Below are 17938 nucleotides of genomic sequence, written 5' to 3'. Positions count from 1 at the left end.
AGGCAGCGTGCGCAAGGTGCCCCCGCACGCCACCGGCGCCTGGCCTAAGTGCTTGCAGCACAAGGGATTGCCGTGCATAATGCGCGGCTCGCTGTGCCCGGATCGTTCCGGACGGCGGCACCCAGCGCGATGTGGTGCCGGCCTCTTCCCAGCGTTAAGTGATTGATTCCCAACGTTGCGTGGCAGCCAAGCTGCTGTCGGGGCCGCCGTTTTCCTGGCTAAGGAAGACACCAAACTTTATCGAGGTGCGTAATGTCCCGCGTATGCCAAGTGTCCGGCAAGCGTGTGCAGACGGGTAACAACGTCTCCCACGCAAACAACAGAACCCGTCGTCGCTTCCTGCCCAACCTGCACGAGCGTCGCTTCTGGGTTGCCAGCGAAAACCGCTGGGTGAAGCTCCGTGTCTCCGCGCATGCATTGCGCACCATCGACAAGAACGGGATTGATGCCGTTCTGAAAGAGCTGCGTGCGCGCGGCGAAAAGGTCTGAGGAGTAAGCAGTCATGGCAAAAGGCAAGCGTGACAAGATCCGTATGATTTCCTCGGCCGCTACCGGCCACTTCTACACCACGGACAAGAACAAGAAGAACACTCCGGGGAAGATGGAAATGATGAAGTACGACCCGGTCGTGCGTAAGCACGTCATGTACAAGGAAGGCAAGATCAAGTAATCCACCGATTACGCGATCTGCATCCAAGCAAACACCCGCCGAAAGGCGGGTGTTTGCGTTTGCGGGAATCGCTCGCGGCGTTCTTGATGGATACGTCGATTATTTTTCGATTGCACCTAGCCTGCGTTAGTGCGCGTTCCTCTCTCCGTCGGGTGCGCATCCAGCCGCGGATACACCCGCCGCGCATTGCTCTCGAACACCTCGCGCTTAGCCAGCTAAGGCAAAGGTCAAAATCGACAGTGGTGCGTGACAAATCCCCGCTCCCCTCGGGGCGACAAGGCACGGCTTGCGCACCGAAGGTGTGCGTGCCTTGAGCGCTCGCGCCGCTGGCGCGGGCCGGGGCGCGGAGCGCGGAGCGGTGGTTGGAATGAGGGTACGGGCGAAGCCACTGGGGAATAGATGACACGAGGCTTCGCCCGTACCCTCATCCGGCCCTGCGGGCCACCTTCTCCCCCATAAAGGAGGACAATGTCCCGATGGGAGAAGGGAACACCGCTACAGCCCACGCGCCCGCAATTGCGCATCCAGCCGTGGGTACACCCGCCGCGCATTGCCTTCGAACACCTTGTGCTTGTCGGCTGCGGAAATCGCCAATGCATCGATGTAGCGTTTGGTGTCGTCGAAATAGTGGCCGGTCTGCGGGTCGATGCCGCGCACCGCGCCGACCATTTCCGAGCCGAACAGGATGTTGTCGATATCGATGACCTCGAACAGCAGGTCGATGCCTGGCTGGTGATAAACACACGTGTCGAAGAACACATTGCGCATCACATGCGTGGACAGCGGTGGCTTGCCGAGCATGTCGGCCAGTCCGCGGAAGCGTCCCCAGTGATAGGGCACCGCGCCACCGCCATGCGGGATGATGAAGCGCAAATCCGGGAAGTCGGTGAACAGGTCGCCTTCCAGAAACTGCATGAAGGCCGTGGTGTCGGCGTTGAGATAGTGCGCGCCGGTGGCGTGGAAATTGGCGTTGCAGCTGCCCGACACGTGCACCATTGCCGGCACGTCGAGCTCGACCATTTTTTCGAAGAATGGGTACCAGGCGCGGTCGGTCAGGGGCAGCCCGGTCCAGTGGCCGCCGGAAGGATCTGGATTGAGGTTGCAGCCGACAAACCCGAGCTCGGTGACACAGCGTTCCAGCTCGGCGATCGAGTGGGCGATCGACACCCCCGGCGACTGCGGCAACTGGCACACGCCGATGAAGGTGTGGGGATACAGCTGCACCACGCGGGCAATGAGGTCGTTGCAGTGCCGTGTCCACACCTGGCTCACCGCCTCATCGCCGATGTGATGCGCCATGGTGCTGGCACGTGGCGAAAAGATGGTCATGTCTGCGCCGCGTTCGCGGAGCAGGCGCAACTGATGTTGCTCGACACTTTCGCGTAGCGCGTCATCGGAGATGGCCGGGTACACCGGCGCGGGCGCGCTGGCGTCGGTGTAGTGCGCAATCTGCGCTTTGCGAAACGCATCGTGCGCCGCGGGCGCGGTGGTGTAGTGGCCGTGGCAGTCGATGATCATGGCAATGCTCGTCGCGATGCGGAGAGAGGTAGTGGCACGCAGTCAACTGCCGGCGCGCAGGGCTGGTCGGTGACGTTCACGCAAACAATTCACCATCGAACAGTTTGCGCGCAGTCCTGATCACCGCCGCGCGCACCACCGCGCCCTGTGCGTCGCACTCGATGAGGCAGTTGCTTATGCCACTGGGATGCTCCACCCCCACCTGCTGGCGGTCGCCGCCGGGCAGCTGCGCCAGCGCATGCGCAGGCGCGTCCGGCAGCAGGCAGGCGGTGGCGACGCTGACCGCGCCGAGCACGCCGATCGAGGCGTGGCAGCGGTGCGGAATGAACGAGCGCACGCAGATCGCGCCGCCGTCGCGCGCCGCGGCCACCAGCATCATCTTCGGCACCGTCGCAGCGCTGACATCGCCCAGCCGCATCAGCGGGCCAGCCTGCAGACGAATGGATTCCAACCGTGCCTTGAGCGACGCGTCGGCATCCAGGGTGGCGCGGTCTTCGTAGCCGCTGATGCCCACATCGCTGGCGCGCAACACCACGCAGGGCATGCCATTGTCGATCAGGGTGACCTCCACGCCGTCGATCGTGTCCAGCGCTCGCCCGCTGGGCAGCAGGGCGCCGCAGGAGGAGCCGGCGATGTCGGCAAACGCCAGCGCAATCGGTGCGGCGGTGCCGGGAACGCCATCGATGCGCGCATCGCCCGCATAGCTGACCCGGCCGCCGGGCGTCTGTACGGTGGCCGTGGCCAGGGTGCCGGTGTTGCGCATGAAGATGCGCACCTCGGTTTCGCCGTCGCGCGCCGGCAGCAGGCCGCGTTCCAGTGCGAATGGCGCGACACCGGCCAGCATGTTGCCGCAGTTCTGTGCGTCGCTGACCTGCGCCTGGTCCACGGCCACCTGCAGGAACAGATAGTCCACGTCGGCATCGGCGCGGGCCGAACGCGACACCACGGCGACCTTGGACGTCAGCGGGTCGGCGCCGCCCATGCCATCGATCTGGCGCAGGTCCGGCGAGCCGTAGGCGCGCAGCAGGAAGGCCGCGCGCGCGGCGCTGTCGGCAGGCAGGTCATCGGCGAGAAAGAAGCCACCCTTGGAGGTGCCGCCGCGCATCCACATCGCACGCACCCGCTCAGACATAGCGCAGTCCCTTGGCTGCGAGGCGCTCGCGCATGGCGTAGATGTCCAGCCCCAGCTCGCCGCGCGCCAGGCGCTCGCGCTTGAGCAGTTCGCGCGCTTCGCGGGCCTGCGCTTCGGCCAGCACCTCGGCGGCGCGTTCGCGCGGCACCACGCACACGCCGTCATCGTCGGCCACCACCACATCGCCCGGCTGCACCAAGGCCCCGGCGCACACCAGTGGCACGTTGACCGATCCCAGCGTCTCCTTGATGGTGCCCTGCGCGCAGATGGCGCGGCTCCAGGCCGGGAACTGCATGGCGGTGAGGTCGCGCACGTCACGCACGCCGGCATCGATGATCAGTCCGCGGCAGCCACGCGCCTGGGCCGAGGTCGCCAGCAGATCGCCGAAATAGCCGTCGCAGCAGTCGCTGGTGGGCGCCACCACCAGCACATCGCCTGGCTGCAGCTGTTCGATGGCCACATGCATCATCCAGTTGTCGCCGGGCGGCACCGACACGGTGACCGCAGTGCCGGCGATGCGGCAGCCGCCGTAGATCGGGCGCAGCCGGTGATGCAGCAGGCCGGTGCGGCCTTGCGCCTCATGCACGGTGGCCACGCCGGCCTGCGCCAGCCCGTCCACGACGGCGATCGGGGTGCGCGCGATCTGGGTGACGACCTGGCTCATCCATCCATCCTCGTTAGTGCTGTGCCGAGTCTGAGCGGCGAGAGCGAGACAGCTCAAGATTCATTTGAGGTATGCGTATTGGTTTTGCTTATAGTTAGAGCATGCCGCCGATGCCCGAGCCGAACCTTCGCCATCTCCACGCCCTGGTCGTGGTGCATCGGCTGGGCAGCATCAGCGCGGCTGCCCCGCAGGTGAACCTGTCGCAGCCCGCCCTGACCCAGGCGGTGGCACGGCTGGAGCAGCAACTGGGGGTGCGGTTGTTCGACCGCCAGCCTGGCGGGATGGTGGCCACCGAGGCCACCCAGCTGGTGGTGCCGCGGGTCGAGCGTGCGCTGGCGCATCTTGGCCGCGGCATCCGGGTGGCGCGGCGTGCGCTGCGCTTGCCCGCCCGCCCGGGGCTGGAGCGGCGCGTGTCGCTGGGACAGTTGCAGGCGCTGGTCGCCGTGGATGTGGCGGGCAGCTACTCACTGGCGGCCGTGCAGGTGGGGGTGTCGCAACCGGCGGTGTATCGGGCGGTGCAGTCGCTGGCCGATGTGATCGAGGTGCCGCTGACCATGCGCCGCGGCAAGGCGATGCAGCCCACGCCGGTGGCCGAGCGGCTGTTGCGGCAGGTGCGGCTGGCGCTGGCCGAGGTACGCGCCGCGCTCGACGAGGTGGCGGCGCTGCGCTCGCAGCATGCCGGCCGGGTGGTGGTGGGGGTGATGCCGCTGGCACGGGCGATCCTGTTGCCGCAGGCGCTGGCGCGGTTTGCGCGCGCGCACCCGGCCGCGCGCATCAGCGTGGTCGAAGGGCCGTATGCAGAATTGCTGGCACATCTGCGCGACGGCGGGCTGGATCTGCTGATCGGTGCGCTGCGCGAGCGGCTACCGGTTCGTGACGTGCTGCAGGAGCCGCTGTTCGACGACGAGCCGGTGATCGTGGCGCGCGGCGGGCACCCGCTGGCCGGGCAGTCGTATGCGTTTGCGCAGCTGCTCGACTACCCCTGGGTGATCGCCGCCGCCGGCACACCGGTGCGCGAACGCTGGGAGCGCATGTTCCGCGACCGCCAGCTGGAGCCGCCGGCGCTGCGTATCGAGTGCGGCGCGGAGCTGACCGTGCGCGGGCTGTTGCTGGAAGACGAGTGGCTGACCCTGATGTCGCGCGACCAGTTCCTGTTCGAGCGCCGCGCCGGCCTGCTGGCCGAGATCGGCCGCGCCGGGCCGCAGCTGCGCCGGCAGATCGGCATCACCACGCGCAGCGACTGGCACCCCACCCGCGCGCAGACCGCCTTCGTACAGACGCTGCGGCAGGTCTGCGCCGAGCGCGTGCGGCCGGCAGCCTCGGAAGCGGGGCCCTTTCGCCATTGCGGACAGGCCGGTGGCGGCACGCCGTTGCGTTCACGTCCGGCCCGGTCAGAATCGGCTTCCTCATGAGAACGGAGCGCTGATGCTGCCCGACTGGTTGCAAGGGACCTGGCTGCTGGCGCTGGACTGGGTGATCCGGCTGGCTGCCCTGCTGTGGATTCCCGCCCGCACCACGCCGGGCGCGGCGCGCAGCTGGTTGCTGTTGATCGGCTTCGTGCCGGTGGTCGGCCTGCCGCTGTACCTGCTGTTCGGCCATCCGTGGCTGTCGCGCCTGCGCGTGGAACGGCAGGCCACCGCCTCGCAGGTGATCCGCGAACAGCAACTGCCCTTGCACGCATTGCGCTGGACACCGCAGGCGGACACCAGCAGTGCCGAGGTGGTGCCGCTGATCGAACGCCAGGGCGATTTCATGCCGACCCTGGGCAACGCGGTGGAGTTGCTGGACGACTACGCGCAGTCGCTGCAGGCGCTGATCGACGCGATCGATGCAGCAGAACAGCGCGTGCATCTGCTGTATTACCTGATGTTCGACGATGCCGTGGGCGAGGCGGTGGTGGCCGCGCTGGAGCGTGCCAGTGCGCGTGGCGTGCGCTGTCGCGTGCTGCTCGATGCGGTGGGCGCCAAGCGCGGCCTGCGCCGCTATCGCAAGCGTCTGCTGGCTGGCGGCATCGAAGTGCTGGCGGTGTTGCCCGGTGGGCTGCGCTGGCGCCGCAGCGGGCGCATGGATCTGCGCAACCACCGCAAGATCGCGGTGATCGACAATCAGGTGGGTTTTGTGGGCTCGCAGAATCTGGCCGATGCCGGCTTCGTCCACGGCGTGCCCAATCGCGAACTGGTGGCGCGCGTGCGCGGGCCGGTGGTCAACCATCTGGAAGCGGTCTTCGCCAGCGACTGGTTCACCGAAACCGGGCAGCGCCTGGATGTGTGGCCGGATGCGCCGGTGTGCCAGGCCAACATCGCCACCCAGCTGCTGCCCAGCGGGCCGGCGTATCCGTTCGAGAACGCGCGCGATGCCATCAACGCGGTGATCCACCTGGCACGGCGCAAGGTGGTGCTGGTGACGCCGTATTTCGTGCCGGACGAAGCCTTGCTGAGCGCCTTGCGCATCGCCGCGGTATCGGGCGTGGACGTGCAACTGATCCTGTCGCAGAGCAACAACCAGCGTCTGGCGGCCTGGGCGCAGGAAGCCTACTTCGACGAGCTGCTGCGTTGCGGGGTGAAGATTGCGCTGTATCGCCCGCACTTTCTGCATGCCAAGCACCTGAGCATGGACGACGACATCGCGCTGGTCGGTTCGATCAACCTGGACATCCGCTCGTTTGCGCTCAACGCCGAGATCGGCATGCTCTGCTACGACCGCACCGTGGTGCAGCGGCTGCGCGAGATCGAACAGGACTATCTGGCCCACGCGCGCCAGCTGGAGCTGGAGCAGTGGCGCCGTCGCCCGGCCTGGCGCCGCAGCCGCGAAGGCATTGCGCGGCTGGCCGATGCGTTGATGTGAGGCGGGCGCGGGCGCTGCGGGCTGTGCGCGACATGGGCGATCGGCGGTGGGTCGTGGTCTTCCTGCATCTGCGGGCAGTAGCGGCGCGTACCGGGTCTGGAGCGTGGCCACGCGCGTGCCCGGCGGATGCGTCAGGCAGCAGGCGTGGCTGCTGCGGCCGGGCGTAGGTCTGGCCGGGTCGCGCAGCGGTCATCGGCGCGACGCGGGCATCGCCTACAATTGCCGGATGACTGAACTGCACAATCCCGGCGATGCGGTGATCGCCATCGTCGGTGGTGGCGCATCCGGTGTGCTGGTGGCAGTGCAGCTGCTGCAGCAGGCGACCACACCGATGCAGATCGTGTTGATCGAGCCGCATGCGGTGCTGGGCGAAGGCGTGGCGTATTCCACCACGCGCCCCGAACACCTGTTGAACGTACCGGCCGGCCGCATGAGTGCGCTCGCCGACGTGCCGCAGGATTTCGTCGACTACCTGCGCGCGCAGGGATGTTGCGCGGCGCTGGACGCTGCGCAGCTGCCGCAGCAATTTGTCGGGCGCAGGCATTACGCACCGTATCTGCGCGACCGCCTGCAGGCAGCGCGTGCCGCCAGCCCTGCCACCCTGCGCGTGCACGCCGCACGCGTGCAGACCCTGCAACCCAGCGCCACCGGTGCGCTGTTGCAGCTGGACGACGGGCACACGGTACTGGCCGCTGCGGTGGTGCTGGCAGTGGGCAATGCGCTGCGTCCCTTGCCGCTGCGTGGTGCTACCGGCCTGTCGGCGGCGCAGCGGGTGGAAGCCTGGGACACCGGGGCGGTGGCCGCGCTGCCGCAGGATGCGGCCGTGTGCATCGTCGGCTCCGGGCTGAGCATGGCCGACACGGTGGTGACGCTGGCCGCACAGGCGCATCGCGGCGCAGTGCACGTGGTGTCGCGGCATGGCCTGTTGCCGCTGCCGCAGGCGCATGGCGCGGCGGCCGACTTCGACCCGCAGCCGCTGCTGGCACTGCCGCTGCGCGCGCGGCTGCGCCGGCTGCGGCAGCATGCGCGTGACGCACTGGCGCAGGGGCGGCCGTGGCAGAGCGTGATGGAGCGGATTCGTCCGTTGAGCCAGGCCTTGTGGCAGACGCTGTCGGTGGCCGATCAACGCCGTTTCCTGCGCCATGTGGTGCGCTACTGGGACGTGCATCGTCACCGCATCGCCGCGCCGGTGCATGCGCAGCTGCAGGCCATGCGCGCGCGCGGGCAATTGCAGCTGCATCGCGCGCGGCTGGATGTGGCCTTCGAAGTGGGTGCCTGCGTGCGCGTGAGTGCCGGCGCCGCCAGTGCCGGGCACGCATTGCAGCTGGATGTGCAGGCGCTGGTCAATGCCACCGGTGTGGAAATGCGCGTGCAGGCCATGCGCAACCCCTTGCTGCAGCAATTGCTGGGGCAGGGCATTGCCGTGGCCGGCCCGCACGGGATCGGCGTGGATACCGCCGCCGATGGCAGCCTGATCGACGCCGACACGCAGGCCAACCCCCGGCTGCGGGTGATCGGCAGCCTGCGCATCGGCTCGCTGTGGGAGAGCCTGGCGGTGCCGGAGTTGCGCGAGCAGGCAGCGGCGATTGCGCGGGATGTGTTGGTAATGCTGGGCGTTGTTCCCTTCTCCCCTCGGGAGAAGGTGCCCCGCAGGGGCGGATGAGGGTACGTGCGAAGCCTCGCAATCCCAACCGCTTCATCGCAATCTCAGCCGCAGCGACGCCACAACCGGTAAAATACCGCGGTGGATGTCTCTCATTTGCTCGATCATTTAAACCCCGCCCAGCGCGAGGCCGTTTCCGCGCCGCCGGGGCATTACCTCGTGCTGGCCGGTGCCGGCTCCGGCAAGACGCGCGTGCTGATCCATCGCATCGCCTGGCTCAATGAAGTCCAGGGCGTGCCGAATCACGGCATCTTTGCGGTGACCTTCACCAACAAGGCCGCCGGCGAAATGCGCCACCGCACCGACCTGCAGCTGCGCAATGGCAGCCGCGGGATGTGGATCGGCACCTTCCACGGGCTGGCGCATCGCCTGCTGCGCCTGCACTGGCAGGACGCGCGCCTGCCGGAAGGGTTCCAGGTCATGGACAGCGACGACCAGCTGCGGCTGGTCAAGCGCGTGGTGCAGTCGCTGGAACTGGACGAAGGCAAATATCCGCCCAAGCAACTGAGCTGGTGGATCAACGAGCAGAAGGACGAGGGGCGCCGTCCGCAGCATATCCAGCCCGAGCCCAACGACGATTGGACCGAGGTGCGCCGGCAGGTGTATGCGGCCTACCAGGAACGTTGCGACCGCTCCGGCCTGCTGGATTTTGCCGAGTTGCTGCTGCGCGCGCATGAGTTGCTGCGCGACACGCCGGCCCTGCTGGCGCATTACCGCGCGCGCTTTCGCGAGATTCTGGTGGACGAGTTCCAGGACACCAACGCCATCCAGTACGCCTTCGTGCGGGTGCTGGCCGGCGAGTCCGGCAACGTGTTCGTGGTGGGCGACGACGACCAGGCCATCTATGGCTGGCGCGGTGCCAAGGTCGAAAACGTGCAGCGGTTCCTGAAGGATTTCCCCGGCGCGCAGACCGTGCGCCTGGAGCAGAACTACCGCTCCAGCGCCAATATCCTGGGCGCGGCCAATGCAGTGATCGCGCACAACCCCGACCGTATCGGCAAGCAGCTGTGGACCGACTCGGGCGATGGCGACCCGATCGATCTGTATGCGGCCTACAACGAAGTGGACGAAGCGCGCTATGTGGTCGAGCGCGCCCGGCAGTGGGTGCGCGATGGCGGCAGCTACGGCGAAGTGGCGGTGCTCTACCGCAGCAACGCGCAATCGCGCGCGCTGGAAGAGGCGCTGATTTCCGAGCAGCTGCCCTACCGCGTGTATGGCGGCATGCGCTTCTTCGAGCGTGCGGAAATCAAGGACGCGCTGGCTTACTTGCGCCTGCTCACCAATCGCAGCGACGACGCCGCGTTCGAACGCGCAGTCAACACGCCCACGCGCGGCATTGGCGACCGCACGCTGGATGAAGTGCGCCGGCTGGCGCGCGCCAACGCCTTGTCGTTGTGGGAAGCGGCAATGCTGGCCACGCAGGAAAACAGCCTGGCCGCGCGTGCGCGCAATGCCTTGGCCACGTTCCTGAGCCTGGTCGGCCAGCTGCATGCCGAAACCGGGCAGATGGAATTGGCCGAACGCATCGACCACGTGCTGATGCGCTCGGGCCTGCGCGAGCACTGGGCCAAGGAAAGCCGCGGCGGGCTGGATTCGGAGTCGCGCACCGAGAACCTGGACGAACTGGTTTCAGTCGCCTCGCGCTTCACCCGCCCCGACGACGAAGACAGCCAGGGCATGACCGAGCTGGTCGCGTTCCTGGCCTATGCCTCGCTGGAGGCCGGCGAAGGCCAGGCGCAGGCCGGCGAAGAAGGCGTGCAGCTGATGACGCTGCATTCGGCCAAGGGCCTGGAATTTCCGATCGTCTTCCTGGTCGGGCTGGAAGATGGCCTGTTTCCAAGCGCGCGCTCGCTCGAAGAGACCGGCCGGCTGGAAGAAGAGCGCCGCCTGGCCTACGTGGGCATCACCCGCGCGCGGCAGAAGCTGGTGCTGTGCTACGCCGAATCGCGCCGCATCCACGGCCAGGACAACTACAACGTGCCTTCGCGCTTCCTGCGCGAGATTCCACGCGATCTGTTGAACGAAGTGCGCCCGAAGGTGCAGGTCTCGCGCACCGCCTCGCTGGGCGCGGCGCGGGGCGGCCCGGTGCACGGCATCGTGGAGACGGCGCCGATCAAGCTCGGCGCCAACGTCGAGCACCCCAAGTTCGGCGGCGGTGTGGTCATCGATTACGAAGGGGCCGGCGCGCACGCCCGCGTGCAGGTGCAGTTCGACGAAGTCGGCGCCAAGTGGCTGGTGATGGCGTACGCAAATTTGACGGTGGTGTAATTGGGTGACGTCCATCGGCGCTGCACCGTCCTTGAGGATGGCCGCCGGTTGCGCTGGAACACGCCGTAGCGGTCCTCGCACCGGCAGCGGGTAACGGCGCCGTTGTTGGTGCGCTGCCAGCCGGCCGCTGCCATCTGCCACCTTCGTCGTGCCCCCATCTCGTCCCCTCTCCCGCAGGCGGGAGAGGGAGGGCCTGCACGCGCGTGCGAGTTCCCGTGCACGCCGAGACGTCAGTGCGGGCAAACACCCCGCATCGCTCCCTTCCCCCCGCAGGCGGGGGAAGGTGCCCGCAGGGCGGATGGGGGCAGCCGATCAGCCGGGCCAGGGCTTCCCGCATCCGTCGCCCGTAATGGCGGAGACAGAACGCTCAGCACGTCCCCGCGCATCGATGATGTCGTTACGACGCGACAGCAAAACCCGGACAGTCGCCGTTGGTGGAGCTGGCAACCATTGGTGCATCGCTCGATGCATTCGCCGCGGCGTCCGTGCCACCCTGCAGGCCGACATCACGACCGTGGGACGCCAAACCATGCGGACCGAAAAACAGAAGATGCTGGCAGGCGAACTGTACAGCGCCACCGATGCGCAGCTGCAGGCCGATCAAGCGGCCGCGGCCGCGTGGATGCAGCGCTACAACGCGGCCGCAGTGCAGACGGCAGCACAGCGCCACGCACTGCTGCGCGAGCGCCTTGCCGACGTAGGCGACGGCGCCGTGATTCGTGCGCCGTTTCATTGCGATTACGGCTACAACATCCGCCTGGGCGCCGGTGTGTTCCTCAACTTCAACTGCGTGATCCTGGATATCTGCGAGGTGCACATCGGCGACGGCACGCAGATCGGCCCCGGCGTGCAGATCTACGCTGCCGATCACCCGCGCGATGCCGCCGGGCGTGCCAGCGGCCTGGAGTTCGGGCGGCCGATCCGCATCGGGCGCAATGTGTGGATCGGGGGCGGGGCGATCATCCTGCCCGGCGTGACCATCGGCGACGATGCGTTGATCGGCGCCGGTGCGGTGGTCACGCGCGATGTACCGGCAGGGGCGACCGCGGTCGGCAATCCGGCACGCCTGCGCGAGGTGCGCGCGGACCCGGATGCGGTTGCCACCGATTGAGCGCAGCGCGTGCCAAGTGGTGGTCTTCGTCGTCGATCACACAGGCGCCGCGCGCACAATGGAGACAGGAACAGCGGAAGCAAAGCGCCGGCGGCAACAGCGGCATGGCAACTGCAAGCTCGCAAGCATCCAGCCACCACCCGCACGGCAACGCAATCGAAACATCACTCTCTGCGGCATCAACGCGTCCCCAACACAGCCAGCAGCATCGCCGCACTGATCCGCATCAAGGCCCGTTCCACCCGCACATGCCACCGTGCGTTCACGCCCATCGGCAGCACTGCCACCCTTGCAGGAGGTCACCATGTACAAACGTATTCTCATCGCCATCGATGCATCCGAGCTGTCCCACCGTGGCTTGTTTCAAGGGTTGGAACTGGCCAAGGCCACCGGCGCCAAGGTCGACATCGTCACCGTGTCCGAGCCGTGGGCGATGGGCATGTACGATGCGATGGGCTGGAGCGTGGGTTACGAAGCAAGCCCGGAGTACCGTACCGAACGCGAAGCGGCGGCCGAGAAGATCCTGCGCCCGGCACTGGAACTGGCAGCGGCTGCCAACATCAAGGCAACCTCGCGACACGTGCTGGATCGCTTCGCCGCCGAAGGCATCGTGCAGACCGCCGAGGAATGCAAAAGCGACCTGATCATCATGACGTCGCACGGACGCCGCGGCATGCGCCGCATGCTGCTCGGCAGCCAGACCGTGGAAGTGCTCACGCACAGCACGATTCCGGTATTGGTGATTCGCTGAGGAACCGACGCGCTGCAGTGCTGCACGCAACGCGCCCAGCGGCTGTGCCAGCAAGACGTCGTGTTTATCCGTGGTGCAACGCCATGTCCCGAGCTGTCACGCACAAGTTTCTCGTTCCACCGTAGGAGCGCACCCGGGCGCGAGGGCCTTCCCAGCAAACCCCTCGCGCGCAAGCCCATTCCTGCGGGCGGCAGCTCACGCGTCCAACGGCTCGCGCTGCAGTGTGGCGCCGATTGCCGGCCGCGTCAGGCGGCGCAGCGCCTCGGCGTGCATCAGCGGTGCGCCATGCGCACCTGGCATGCGGCTGCGTAATGCGCTGACGGGCTGCGGTTGCAGGTCCTGGCGCAGTTCACGCATGAAGCGCCACATCGGCATGCAGTGGCCGCGGCGCGGTGCCGGCGCATGCGGCGTGGCGCGGCACAGGCGGCGCCACTGCATCGGCGGCATGCCGAAGCGTTGCTGGAATGCACGCTGGAACTGTCGCTCCGAGGCAAAGCCCATCTCGTACAGCAGCCAGGTCAGGCTGCACTCCGGGTACGCCTGAAGATAGCGATATGCGGTACGCAGGCGTTGCTCGCGGATATAGCTGGCCACCCCGCCGTGCGATTGGAACATCCGGTACAACGAGGCACGCGACAGCGCGAACGCCTGTTGCAACGACCCGGTACCAAGCTCCGCCTCGCCGATGTGCTGCTCGATGTAGGCCAGCAGATCGATCATCAGTGACGCGTGCGCCTTCGTGGCTGCGGGCGCTTGCGGAACGACGGCGCTGTAGTAACTGATGCTCATGCGGTGCTGCCTGCGGCCCACTCCCCGGGGCCTGTCCCTGGATCAACCGAAAAAAGCATCGCCAACCCATCACGCGCCGTTCTTGAATCCGGCGTTGCGTCACGCATCGGTGCCGCTGACCCCGAATCGGGCGGCCCTCGCCTCGATGCATCGCGACGCTGGCGAGCCGGCCTGCGCGTTGGCCCGCCGCTGATGCAAGGTGTGCACTTCATCGAGATCGGCGCTGGTCACAGCCAGCACGTTCCTGTGCGAGGTCGCTGATTCACCGAAGCAAAGGACGAGTCCTGCAGCAGACGCCGTCCGCCAGATGATGCCGAACTCACCACGGCCCAACCGCTTGTGGCAAAAGCGGTCGGACATCACCGGATCGACGTCGCCAATCCAGATCAGGTCAAGCGCAACAAACCGCTGGAGGGCAGGGCGATTCCCTGCCAACTGGTGATGCTGGGAATCTGTGCAAGGGCTGGTGCCACAACCCGAAATCTGGCAAATCCTGCAAATACCAAGATCAGGCACGGGGACGGCTGGCGATTGGACGCCGGAGCCTGCGTGGCCTTCGTCCGTCAGGGCCGACGCGAAGGCCGGCTTGCTGACCGCCAGATCGGGCGTCCCAACGTCTATGTGCCAGGGACGGCGCAAGCGAACCAAACCGTTCGGGCTTGAAGCGCCCGGCCGCTCGCCAATGCGGGATACTGCGCGTCCACGCAGGTGAGATGGACTTCGATGCCCGAGCTGCCGATCACCGAGTTGTTGCAGGCCTGGCAGCACGACGAGCCCGGGGCGGGCGACGCCTTGGCGCGGCAGGTCTATGAGGTGTTGCGGGCGACCGCCTTGCGCGAGCTGCGGCGCGATGCGCGTGCCGGCTTGCAGGCCACCGAGCTGGTGCATGAAGCCTGGCTGCGGCTGGAACAAGGCCAGCAGGCGTTCCGTTCGCGCACGCATTTCTATGCGGTGGCGGCCTTGCAGATGCGGCACCTGCTGGTGGATCTGGCGCGCCAGCAGGCCAGCGCCAAGAGGCTGGGGCAGGCCGTGACGCTGACCATCAGCCTGTCCGATGGCGCGGCGCGGCCGGAGGCGCTGATGCTGGTGGCCGATGCCTTCGACAAGCTGGCGCAGGTGGACGAGCGCAAGGCCCGCGCGTTCGCGTTGACCGAGCTGGTGGGATTCAGCGTGGCCGAAGCAGCCGATCAGCTGGAGGTGTCGGTGCCCACGCTGGAGCGCGATCTGCGCTTTGCGCGGGTGTGGCTGGCGGCGCAGCTGTGAGCGTGGCGGCCACCACCTGGCAACGGCTGGAGGCCTTGTTTCACCAGGCATGCCTGTTGCCGGCCGCAGAGCGCGACGCCTTCGCGCGCGCGCAGGCTGGCGACGAGCCCGTGTTGCGCGACGAGTTGCTGGCGATGCTGGCGGCGGAATCGCAGGCCACCTTGCGCGTGCGCGCACCGCTCAAGCAGGCGGCCGCGGCCTTGCACGCGCCATTGCCGGAACTACCGGCGGGCACGCGCTTCGGCGCGTGGGCGATCGACCGCCTGCTCGGCGCCGGCGGCATGGGCCAGGTCTACCTGGGCCACCGCGCCGACGGTACCTACGAGCGCGAGGTGGCGATCAAGCTGGTGGCCGCCGACGCGCTGGATGCGCAGGGCCGGGCCTTGTTCGAGTTCGAATGCCGCGTGCTGGCGCAGATGGTGCACCCGGCCATCGCGCAGATCCACGACGTGGGTACCGATGCGCAGGGCCGTCCGTATCTGGTGATGGAGTACCTGCGTGGCGAGCCCATCACCTGGTGGTGCGACGAACATCGGTTGTCGCTGCATGCACGCGTGCTGCTGATGCTGCGGGTGAGCGAGGCGGTGCAGCACGCGCACCAGAAGGGCGTGATCCATCGCGACCTCAAGCCCGGCAACGTGCTGGTGAGCGAGATCGACGGCCGGCCGATGCCGGGCGTGATCGACTTCGGCATCGCCATCGATGCGACCAACCCCGGCATGACGTCCGCGCATGGCCGCGGCACGCCCGGCTACATGAGCCCGGAGCAGGCGCGTGGTGTGCAGGACGTGGATGCGCGCAGCGATATCTATGCGCTGGGCGCGATGTTCTACGAGCTGAGCTGCGGGCTGGCGCCGGTAGCCGGCAGCGACGGCGTGCCGCAGCCACCCTCGCAACGGGTGGCGGCCGTGCCGGCCGATGCGCGTGCACGCATCTGCGCAGCACGCGCGACCACCCACACGCAGCTACAGCAGCAGCTGCGCGATGGTCTGGATGCGATCGTGCTGCGTGCCCTGGCGCCGCAACCGGTGGCGCGCTATGCCTCGGTGTCGGCGCTGCTGGACGATCTGCACCGCTGGCTCGACGGCTACCCACCGCGCGCCTTGCAGGCCGGCCGCTGGGTGCGGCTGCGCAAGTTCATTCGGCGCCATCGCAGCGGCGTGCTGGCCGGCGGCCTGGTGGCGGTTGCCTCGCTCGCCGGCCTCGGCGCCACGCTGTGGTCGTTGCAGCAGGCCGCGCGCGATGCGCAACGCGCGCGCGTCACCGGCGATTTCATGAGTTCGGTGTTGTCCAGCGTGGACCCCGGCGTGGCGCAGGATCTGGACAAGACGCTGATGCTGCGCGTGCTGGAGCAGGCCTCGCAGCGCGCCGCGCGCGAGCTGGCCAGCCAGCCGGATGCGCGCACCGATGTGGAGCTGACCTTGGGCCGCACCTTGATTGCACTGGCCAAGTACCCGCAGGCGGTGGAGCACCTGCGCACTGCGCAGACGCTGGCGCAGCAGAGCACCGGGGAGGGCAGCATGCCGGCATTGCAGGCGGCCTCCATGCTGGGCCAGGCGCTACGCGGTGCCGGTCGGCGCGAGGACGCCGCGCAGCTGCTGCGCCAGGGCATTGCGCAGGCGCAGCGTGGCGACGCGCAGCAGCAGACCATGGCCAACGACATGCGCGGATGGCTGGCCTGGACGCTACGCGACCAGGGCCGCATTGCCGAGGCCATGACCGAAAGCCGGCATGCCTACGTGGCGGCGCTGGCCAACCCTGCCACGCGCCCGGGGCAGCGCATCGACGCGGGCAATGTCTACGCCGCCATGCTGGCCGAGGTCGGGCAACTGGCGCCGGCGATCACCCTGCAGCGCGCCCTGCTGCGCGAGCGCATCGCGCTCGACGGGCCCGAGCATCCGTTCACGCTGTCGATGCGCAACAGTCTGTCGATGTATCTGCTGATGCAGCGCGACTACGCCGGTGCAGAGGCCGAGCTGGCGCCGCTGCTGCAGGTCAGCCGCAAGCTCCATGGCGACAACGCCATCGACACGCTGACGGTGGAAGGCAACCTGGCCGGCGCATTGCGGCAGCAGGGCAAGGTGGCCGAGGCCGGCCCGCATTACCGGGCGGTGCTGGACCGCGCGCGCGCGGTGCTCGGCGACGACGCGCCCGAGACGATCGCCTTCCGCAGCAACCATGCGTTCTGGTTGCTGGACGCCGGGCAGGCGGCGCAATCGCTGGCCGAACAGCGCGCCACGCTGGCGGCTTCGCTGCGGGTGCTGGGCCGCGCACATCCGCAGACGGCAGAAATTCTGCGCGGCATGTCCGAAGCCGAGCGCACGCTGGGGCAGGCCGCCGCCGCGCGCGACCACGCGCAGCAGGCGGTGCAGATCAGCACCGGGCTCGATCGTGCGGGCTTCGAGCAACGCCCGCCCATCGCCGTGGCCTCGGCCACGCCGGTTCAACCGCAATCGCCCCCACCCCCGCTCCAGCCCTGAACGCAAACGGTGCAGCGCTGGGCCACCAAGGATGGGTGCGCCCTCACAGCCGATAAAGACGCTGTAGACGACGGCCGTGTGCAACACCCGGCTGCTTCCCTGCTGCAAGGCAGGGTGTCCGGCTGTCGACTCCCGGCTCACCTCACTGCGACCGGTGGCACCTCGGCCCGGCCTGCCAACCGGTCACAGCCCACCGGCATCGGCATGGACATTGCGGGCGCTGGTCTTCATCCAGCTGCAATCTGCCCGCCAACCGCTGCGCGGCCGCTTGGCCATCACTGCTCCACATCCAACACGTCCAAGGTCGACGCCGCCAGCTTGCGCGACGGCCCGCACCTTGGCGCATCGTCTGCATGCCGCGCTCAGCGACCTGCAACACCCCACCGACAACCGGCACCGACACCAACTATCGGCCCGCTTCCATCAATCCCGATCCCGACTCCGGAATCACCAGCTATACAGCTGCCAATACACCTTGTTGACCTTGTCCTTCTCCGCGTCGGTATGCCCGTCATGGTCGCGGTCGTACAGGAAGTAGGGCGCGCCGCGCGCCGGGGTCACGCGCACCATTTCCAGCTGGCCGTTGACGCGGTATTCGTCCACCTTGTCGCCATTGCCCATGGTCTTGCTGGTGACATCGGCACCGGCCGGGATCCTGTCACCGCCAGCGCCGCCGGAGGTGGTGGCGCAGCCGCCAAGCAGCAGCAACGGCAGCAGCAAAAGACGTGCTCTCTTCATCGTTGTCATCCGTTCTAGGTCGCCGGCCAGTATGCGCTGGCACGGTG

General features: G+C 67.9%; 15 protein-coding genes and 1 pseudogene. 10 read left to right on the top strand and 6 right to left on the bottom strand.

Annotated elements, in window-relative coordinates:
- The first annotated feature begins 252 nt into the window (after nt 1–252).
- Together rpmB and rpmG are read left to right on the top strand one after the other, a co-directional pair.
- Nucleotides 253–489 carry a 50S ribosomal protein L28 gene (gene rpmB / locus ACCQ12_RS19500; RefSeq protein ID WP_002809459.1) on the top strand — a complete coding sequence of 79 codons (237 nt, stop codon included), beginning with the start codon at nt 253–255 and terminating at the stop codon, nt 487–489.
- A 13-nt stretch (nt 490–502) separates the two neighbouring features.
- Entirely contained in the window at nt 503–670 is a 168-nt protein-coding gene (gene rpmG / locus ACCQ12_RS19495) for a 50S ribosomal protein L33 (RefSeq protein WP_002809462.1), read from the top strand.
- A 495-nt stretch (nt 671–1165) separates the two neighbouring features.
- Here the strand turns inward: rpmG and ACCQ12_RS19490 are convergent, their stop codons facing one another.
- The 3 genes from ACCQ12_RS19490 to ACCQ12_RS19480 all read right to left on the bottom strand — a co-directional run bounded on the left by ACCQ12_RS19490 (nt 1166) and on the right by ACCQ12_RS19480 (nt 3984).
- Nucleotides 1166–2188 (bottom strand): amidohydrolase family protein, encoded by a 1023-nt coding sequence (locus ACCQ12_RS19490; protein WP_372382500.1) that lies wholly within the window; start codon nt 2186–2188, stop codon nt 1166–1168.
- Between the two features lie 76 nt (nt 2189–2264).
- Nucleotides 2265–3320, bottom strand: coding sequence for a 4-oxalomesaconate tautomerase (locus tag ACCQ12_RS19485; protein ID WP_372382499.1), 1056 nt, complete (start codon nt 3318–3320; stop codon nt 2265–2267).
- Nucleotides 3313–3984, bottom strand: a complete 672-nt coding sequence (locus ACCQ12_RS19480) for a 4-carboxy-4-hydroxy-2-oxoadipate aldolase/oxaloacetate decarboxylase (protein WP_166745377.1) — start codon at nt 3982–3984, stop codon at nt 3313–3315. Before ACCQ12_RS19480 ends, ACCQ12_RS19485 begins: the two co-directional genes overlap by 8 nt.
- Nucleotides 3985–4085: 101 nt before the next feature.
- Here ACCQ12_RS19480 and ACCQ12_RS19475 point away from each other — a divergent pair, with 101 nt between their 5' ends.
- From ACCQ12_RS19475 to ACCQ12_RS19450, 6 genes are all read left to right on the top strand, one after another.
- Nucleotides 4086–5396: a LysR family transcriptional regulator gene (locus tag ACCQ12_RS19475; protein ID WP_372382498.1), complete on the top strand. Its 1311-nt coding sequence runs from the start codon at nt 4086–4088 to the stop codon at nt 5394–5396.
- 13 nt (nt 5397–5409) lie between these two features.
- On the top strand, nt 5410–6828 hold the full coding sequence (gene cls, locus ACCQ12_RS19470) for a cardiolipin synthase (protein WP_166752545.1): 1419 nt from the start codon (nt 5410–5412) through the stop codon (nt 6826–6828).
- A gap of 226 nt (nt 6829–7054) precedes the next feature.
- Nucleotides 7055–8491 (top strand): FAD/NAD(P)-binding protein, encoded by a 1437-nt coding sequence (locus tag ACCQ12_RS19465; protein WP_372382497.1) that lies wholly within the window; start codon nt 7055–7057, stop codon nt 8489–8491.
- Between the two features lie 81 nt (nt 8492–8572).
- Nucleotides 8573–10759, top strand: a complete 2187-nt coding sequence (gene uvrD / locus ACCQ12_RS19460) for a DNA helicase II (RefSeq protein ID WP_047697909.1) — start codon at nt 8573–8575, stop codon at nt 10757–10759.
- Nucleotides 10760–11288: 529 nt separating this feature from the next.
- Nucleotides 11289–11870, top strand: a complete 582-nt coding sequence (locus tag ACCQ12_RS19455) for a sugar O-acetyltransferase (protein WP_179456845.1) — start codon at nt 11289–11291, stop codon at nt 11868–11870.
- A gap of 304 nt (nt 11871–12174) precedes the next feature.
- On the top strand, nt 12175–12621 hold the full coding sequence (locus tag ACCQ12_RS19450; RefSeq protein ID WP_039405036.1) for a universal stress protein: 447 nt from the start codon (nt 12175–12177) through the stop codon (nt 12619–12621).
- 195 nt (nt 12622–12816) lie between these two features.
- Here the strand turns inward: ACCQ12_RS19450 and tagK are convergent.
- Together tagK and ACCQ12_RS19440 are read right to left on the bottom strand one after the other, a co-directional pair.
- Nucleotides 12817–13475: pseudogene (tagK, locus tag ACCQ12_RS19445) on the bottom strand (transcriptional regulator TagK).
- Nucleotides 13476–13509: 34 nt separating this feature from the next.
- Nucleotides 13510–14049 (bottom strand): hypothetical protein, encoded by a 540-nt coding sequence (locus tag ACCQ12_RS19440; protein WP_372382496.1) that lies wholly within the window; start codon nt 14047–14049, stop codon nt 13510–13512.
- 84 nt (nt 14050–14133) lie between these two features.
- Between ACCQ12_RS19440 and ecfK the strand changes: the two genes are divergently transcribed.
- Both ecfK and ACCQ12_RS19430 read left to right on the top strand, forming a co-directional pair.
- The gene (ecfK, locus tag ACCQ12_RS19435; protein ID WP_372382495.1) at nt 14134–14673 is read left to right on the top strand and encodes an ECF-type sigma factor EcfK; all 540 of its coding nucleotides are present in this window, start codon (nt 14134–14136) and stop codon (nt 14671–14673) included.
- Nucleotides 14652–17153 carry a protein kinase domain-containing protein gene (locus ACCQ12_RS19430; protein ID WP_372382494.1) on the top strand — a complete coding sequence of 834 codons (2502 nt, stop codon included), beginning with the start codon at nt 14652–14654 and terminating at the stop codon, nt 17151–17153. Before ecfK ends, ACCQ12_RS19430 begins: the two co-directional genes overlap by 22 nt.
- A gap of 447 nt (nt 17154–17600) precedes the next feature.
- Here ACCQ12_RS19430 and ACCQ12_RS19425 read toward each other — a convergent pair whose 3' ends face one another.
- The gene (locus ACCQ12_RS19425) at nt 17601–17891 is read right to left on the bottom strand and encodes a DUF2782 domain-containing protein (RefSeq protein WP_104581477.1); all 291 of its coding nucleotides are present in this window, start codon (nt 17889–17891) and stop codon (nt 17601–17603) included.
- Between the last annotated feature and the right edge of the window lie 47 nt (nt 17892–17938).

Source organism: Xanthomonas sp. NCPPB 1068 (genome assembly GCF_041479385.2).
Taxonomy (GTDB): Bacteria; Pseudomonadota; Gammaproteobacteria; order Xanthomonadales; family Xanthomonadaceae; genus Xanthomonas; species Xanthomonas cannabis.
Note: the sequence above shows the minus strand (reverse complement) of the source record. Positions and strands in the feature narration are given on the sequence as shown.

Bases quoted from the DNA above. Each gene is read 5' to 3' on its own strand.
- rpmB (WP_002809459.1), top strand. From the start codon at position 253: ATGTCCCGCGTATGCCAAGTGTCCGGCAAGCGTGTGCAGACGGGTAAC.
- rpmG (WP_002809462.1), top strand. From the start codon at position 503: ATGGCAAAAGGCAAGCGTGACAAGATCCGTATGATTTCCTCGGCCGCT.
- ACCQ12_RS19490 (WP_372382500.1), bottom strand. From the start codon at position 2,188: ATGATCATCGACTGCCACGGCCACTACACCACCGCGCCCGCGGCGCAC.
- ACCQ12_RS19485 (WP_372382499.1), bottom strand. From the start codon at position 3,320: ATGTCTGAGCGGGTGCGTGCGATGTGGATGCGCGGCGGCACCTCCAAG.
- ACCQ12_RS19480 (WP_166745377.1), bottom strand. From the start codon at position 3,984: ATGAGCCAGGTCGTCACCCAGATCGCGCGCACCCCGATCGCCGTCGTG.
- ACCQ12_RS19475 (WP_372382498.1), top strand. From the start codon at position 4,086: ATGCCGCCGATGCCCGAGCCGAACCTTCGCCATCTCCACGCCCTGGTC.
- cls (WP_166752545.1), top strand. From the start codon at position 5,410: ATGCTGCCCGACTGGTTGCAAGGGACCTGGCTGCTGGCGCTGGACTGG.
- ACCQ12_RS19465 (WP_372382497.1), top strand. From the start codon at position 7,055: ATGACTGAACTGCACAATCCCGGCGATGCGGTGATCGCCATCGTCGGT.
- ACCQ12_RS19455 (WP_179456845.1), top strand. From the start codon at position 11,289: ATGCGGACCGAAAAACAGAAGATGCTGGCAGGCGAACTGTACAGCGCC.
- ACCQ12_RS19450 (WP_039405036.1), top strand. From the start codon at position 12,175: ATGTACAAACGTATTCTCATCGCCATCGATGCATCCGAGCTGTCCCAC.
- ecfK (WP_372382495.1), top strand. From the start codon at position 14,134: ATGCCCGAGCTGCCGATCACCGAGTTGTTGCAGGCCTGGCAGCACGAC.
- ACCQ12_RS19425 (WP_104581477.1), bottom strand. From the start codon at position 17,891: ATGAAGAGAGCACGTCTTTTGCTGCTGCCGTTGCTGCTGCTTGGCGGC.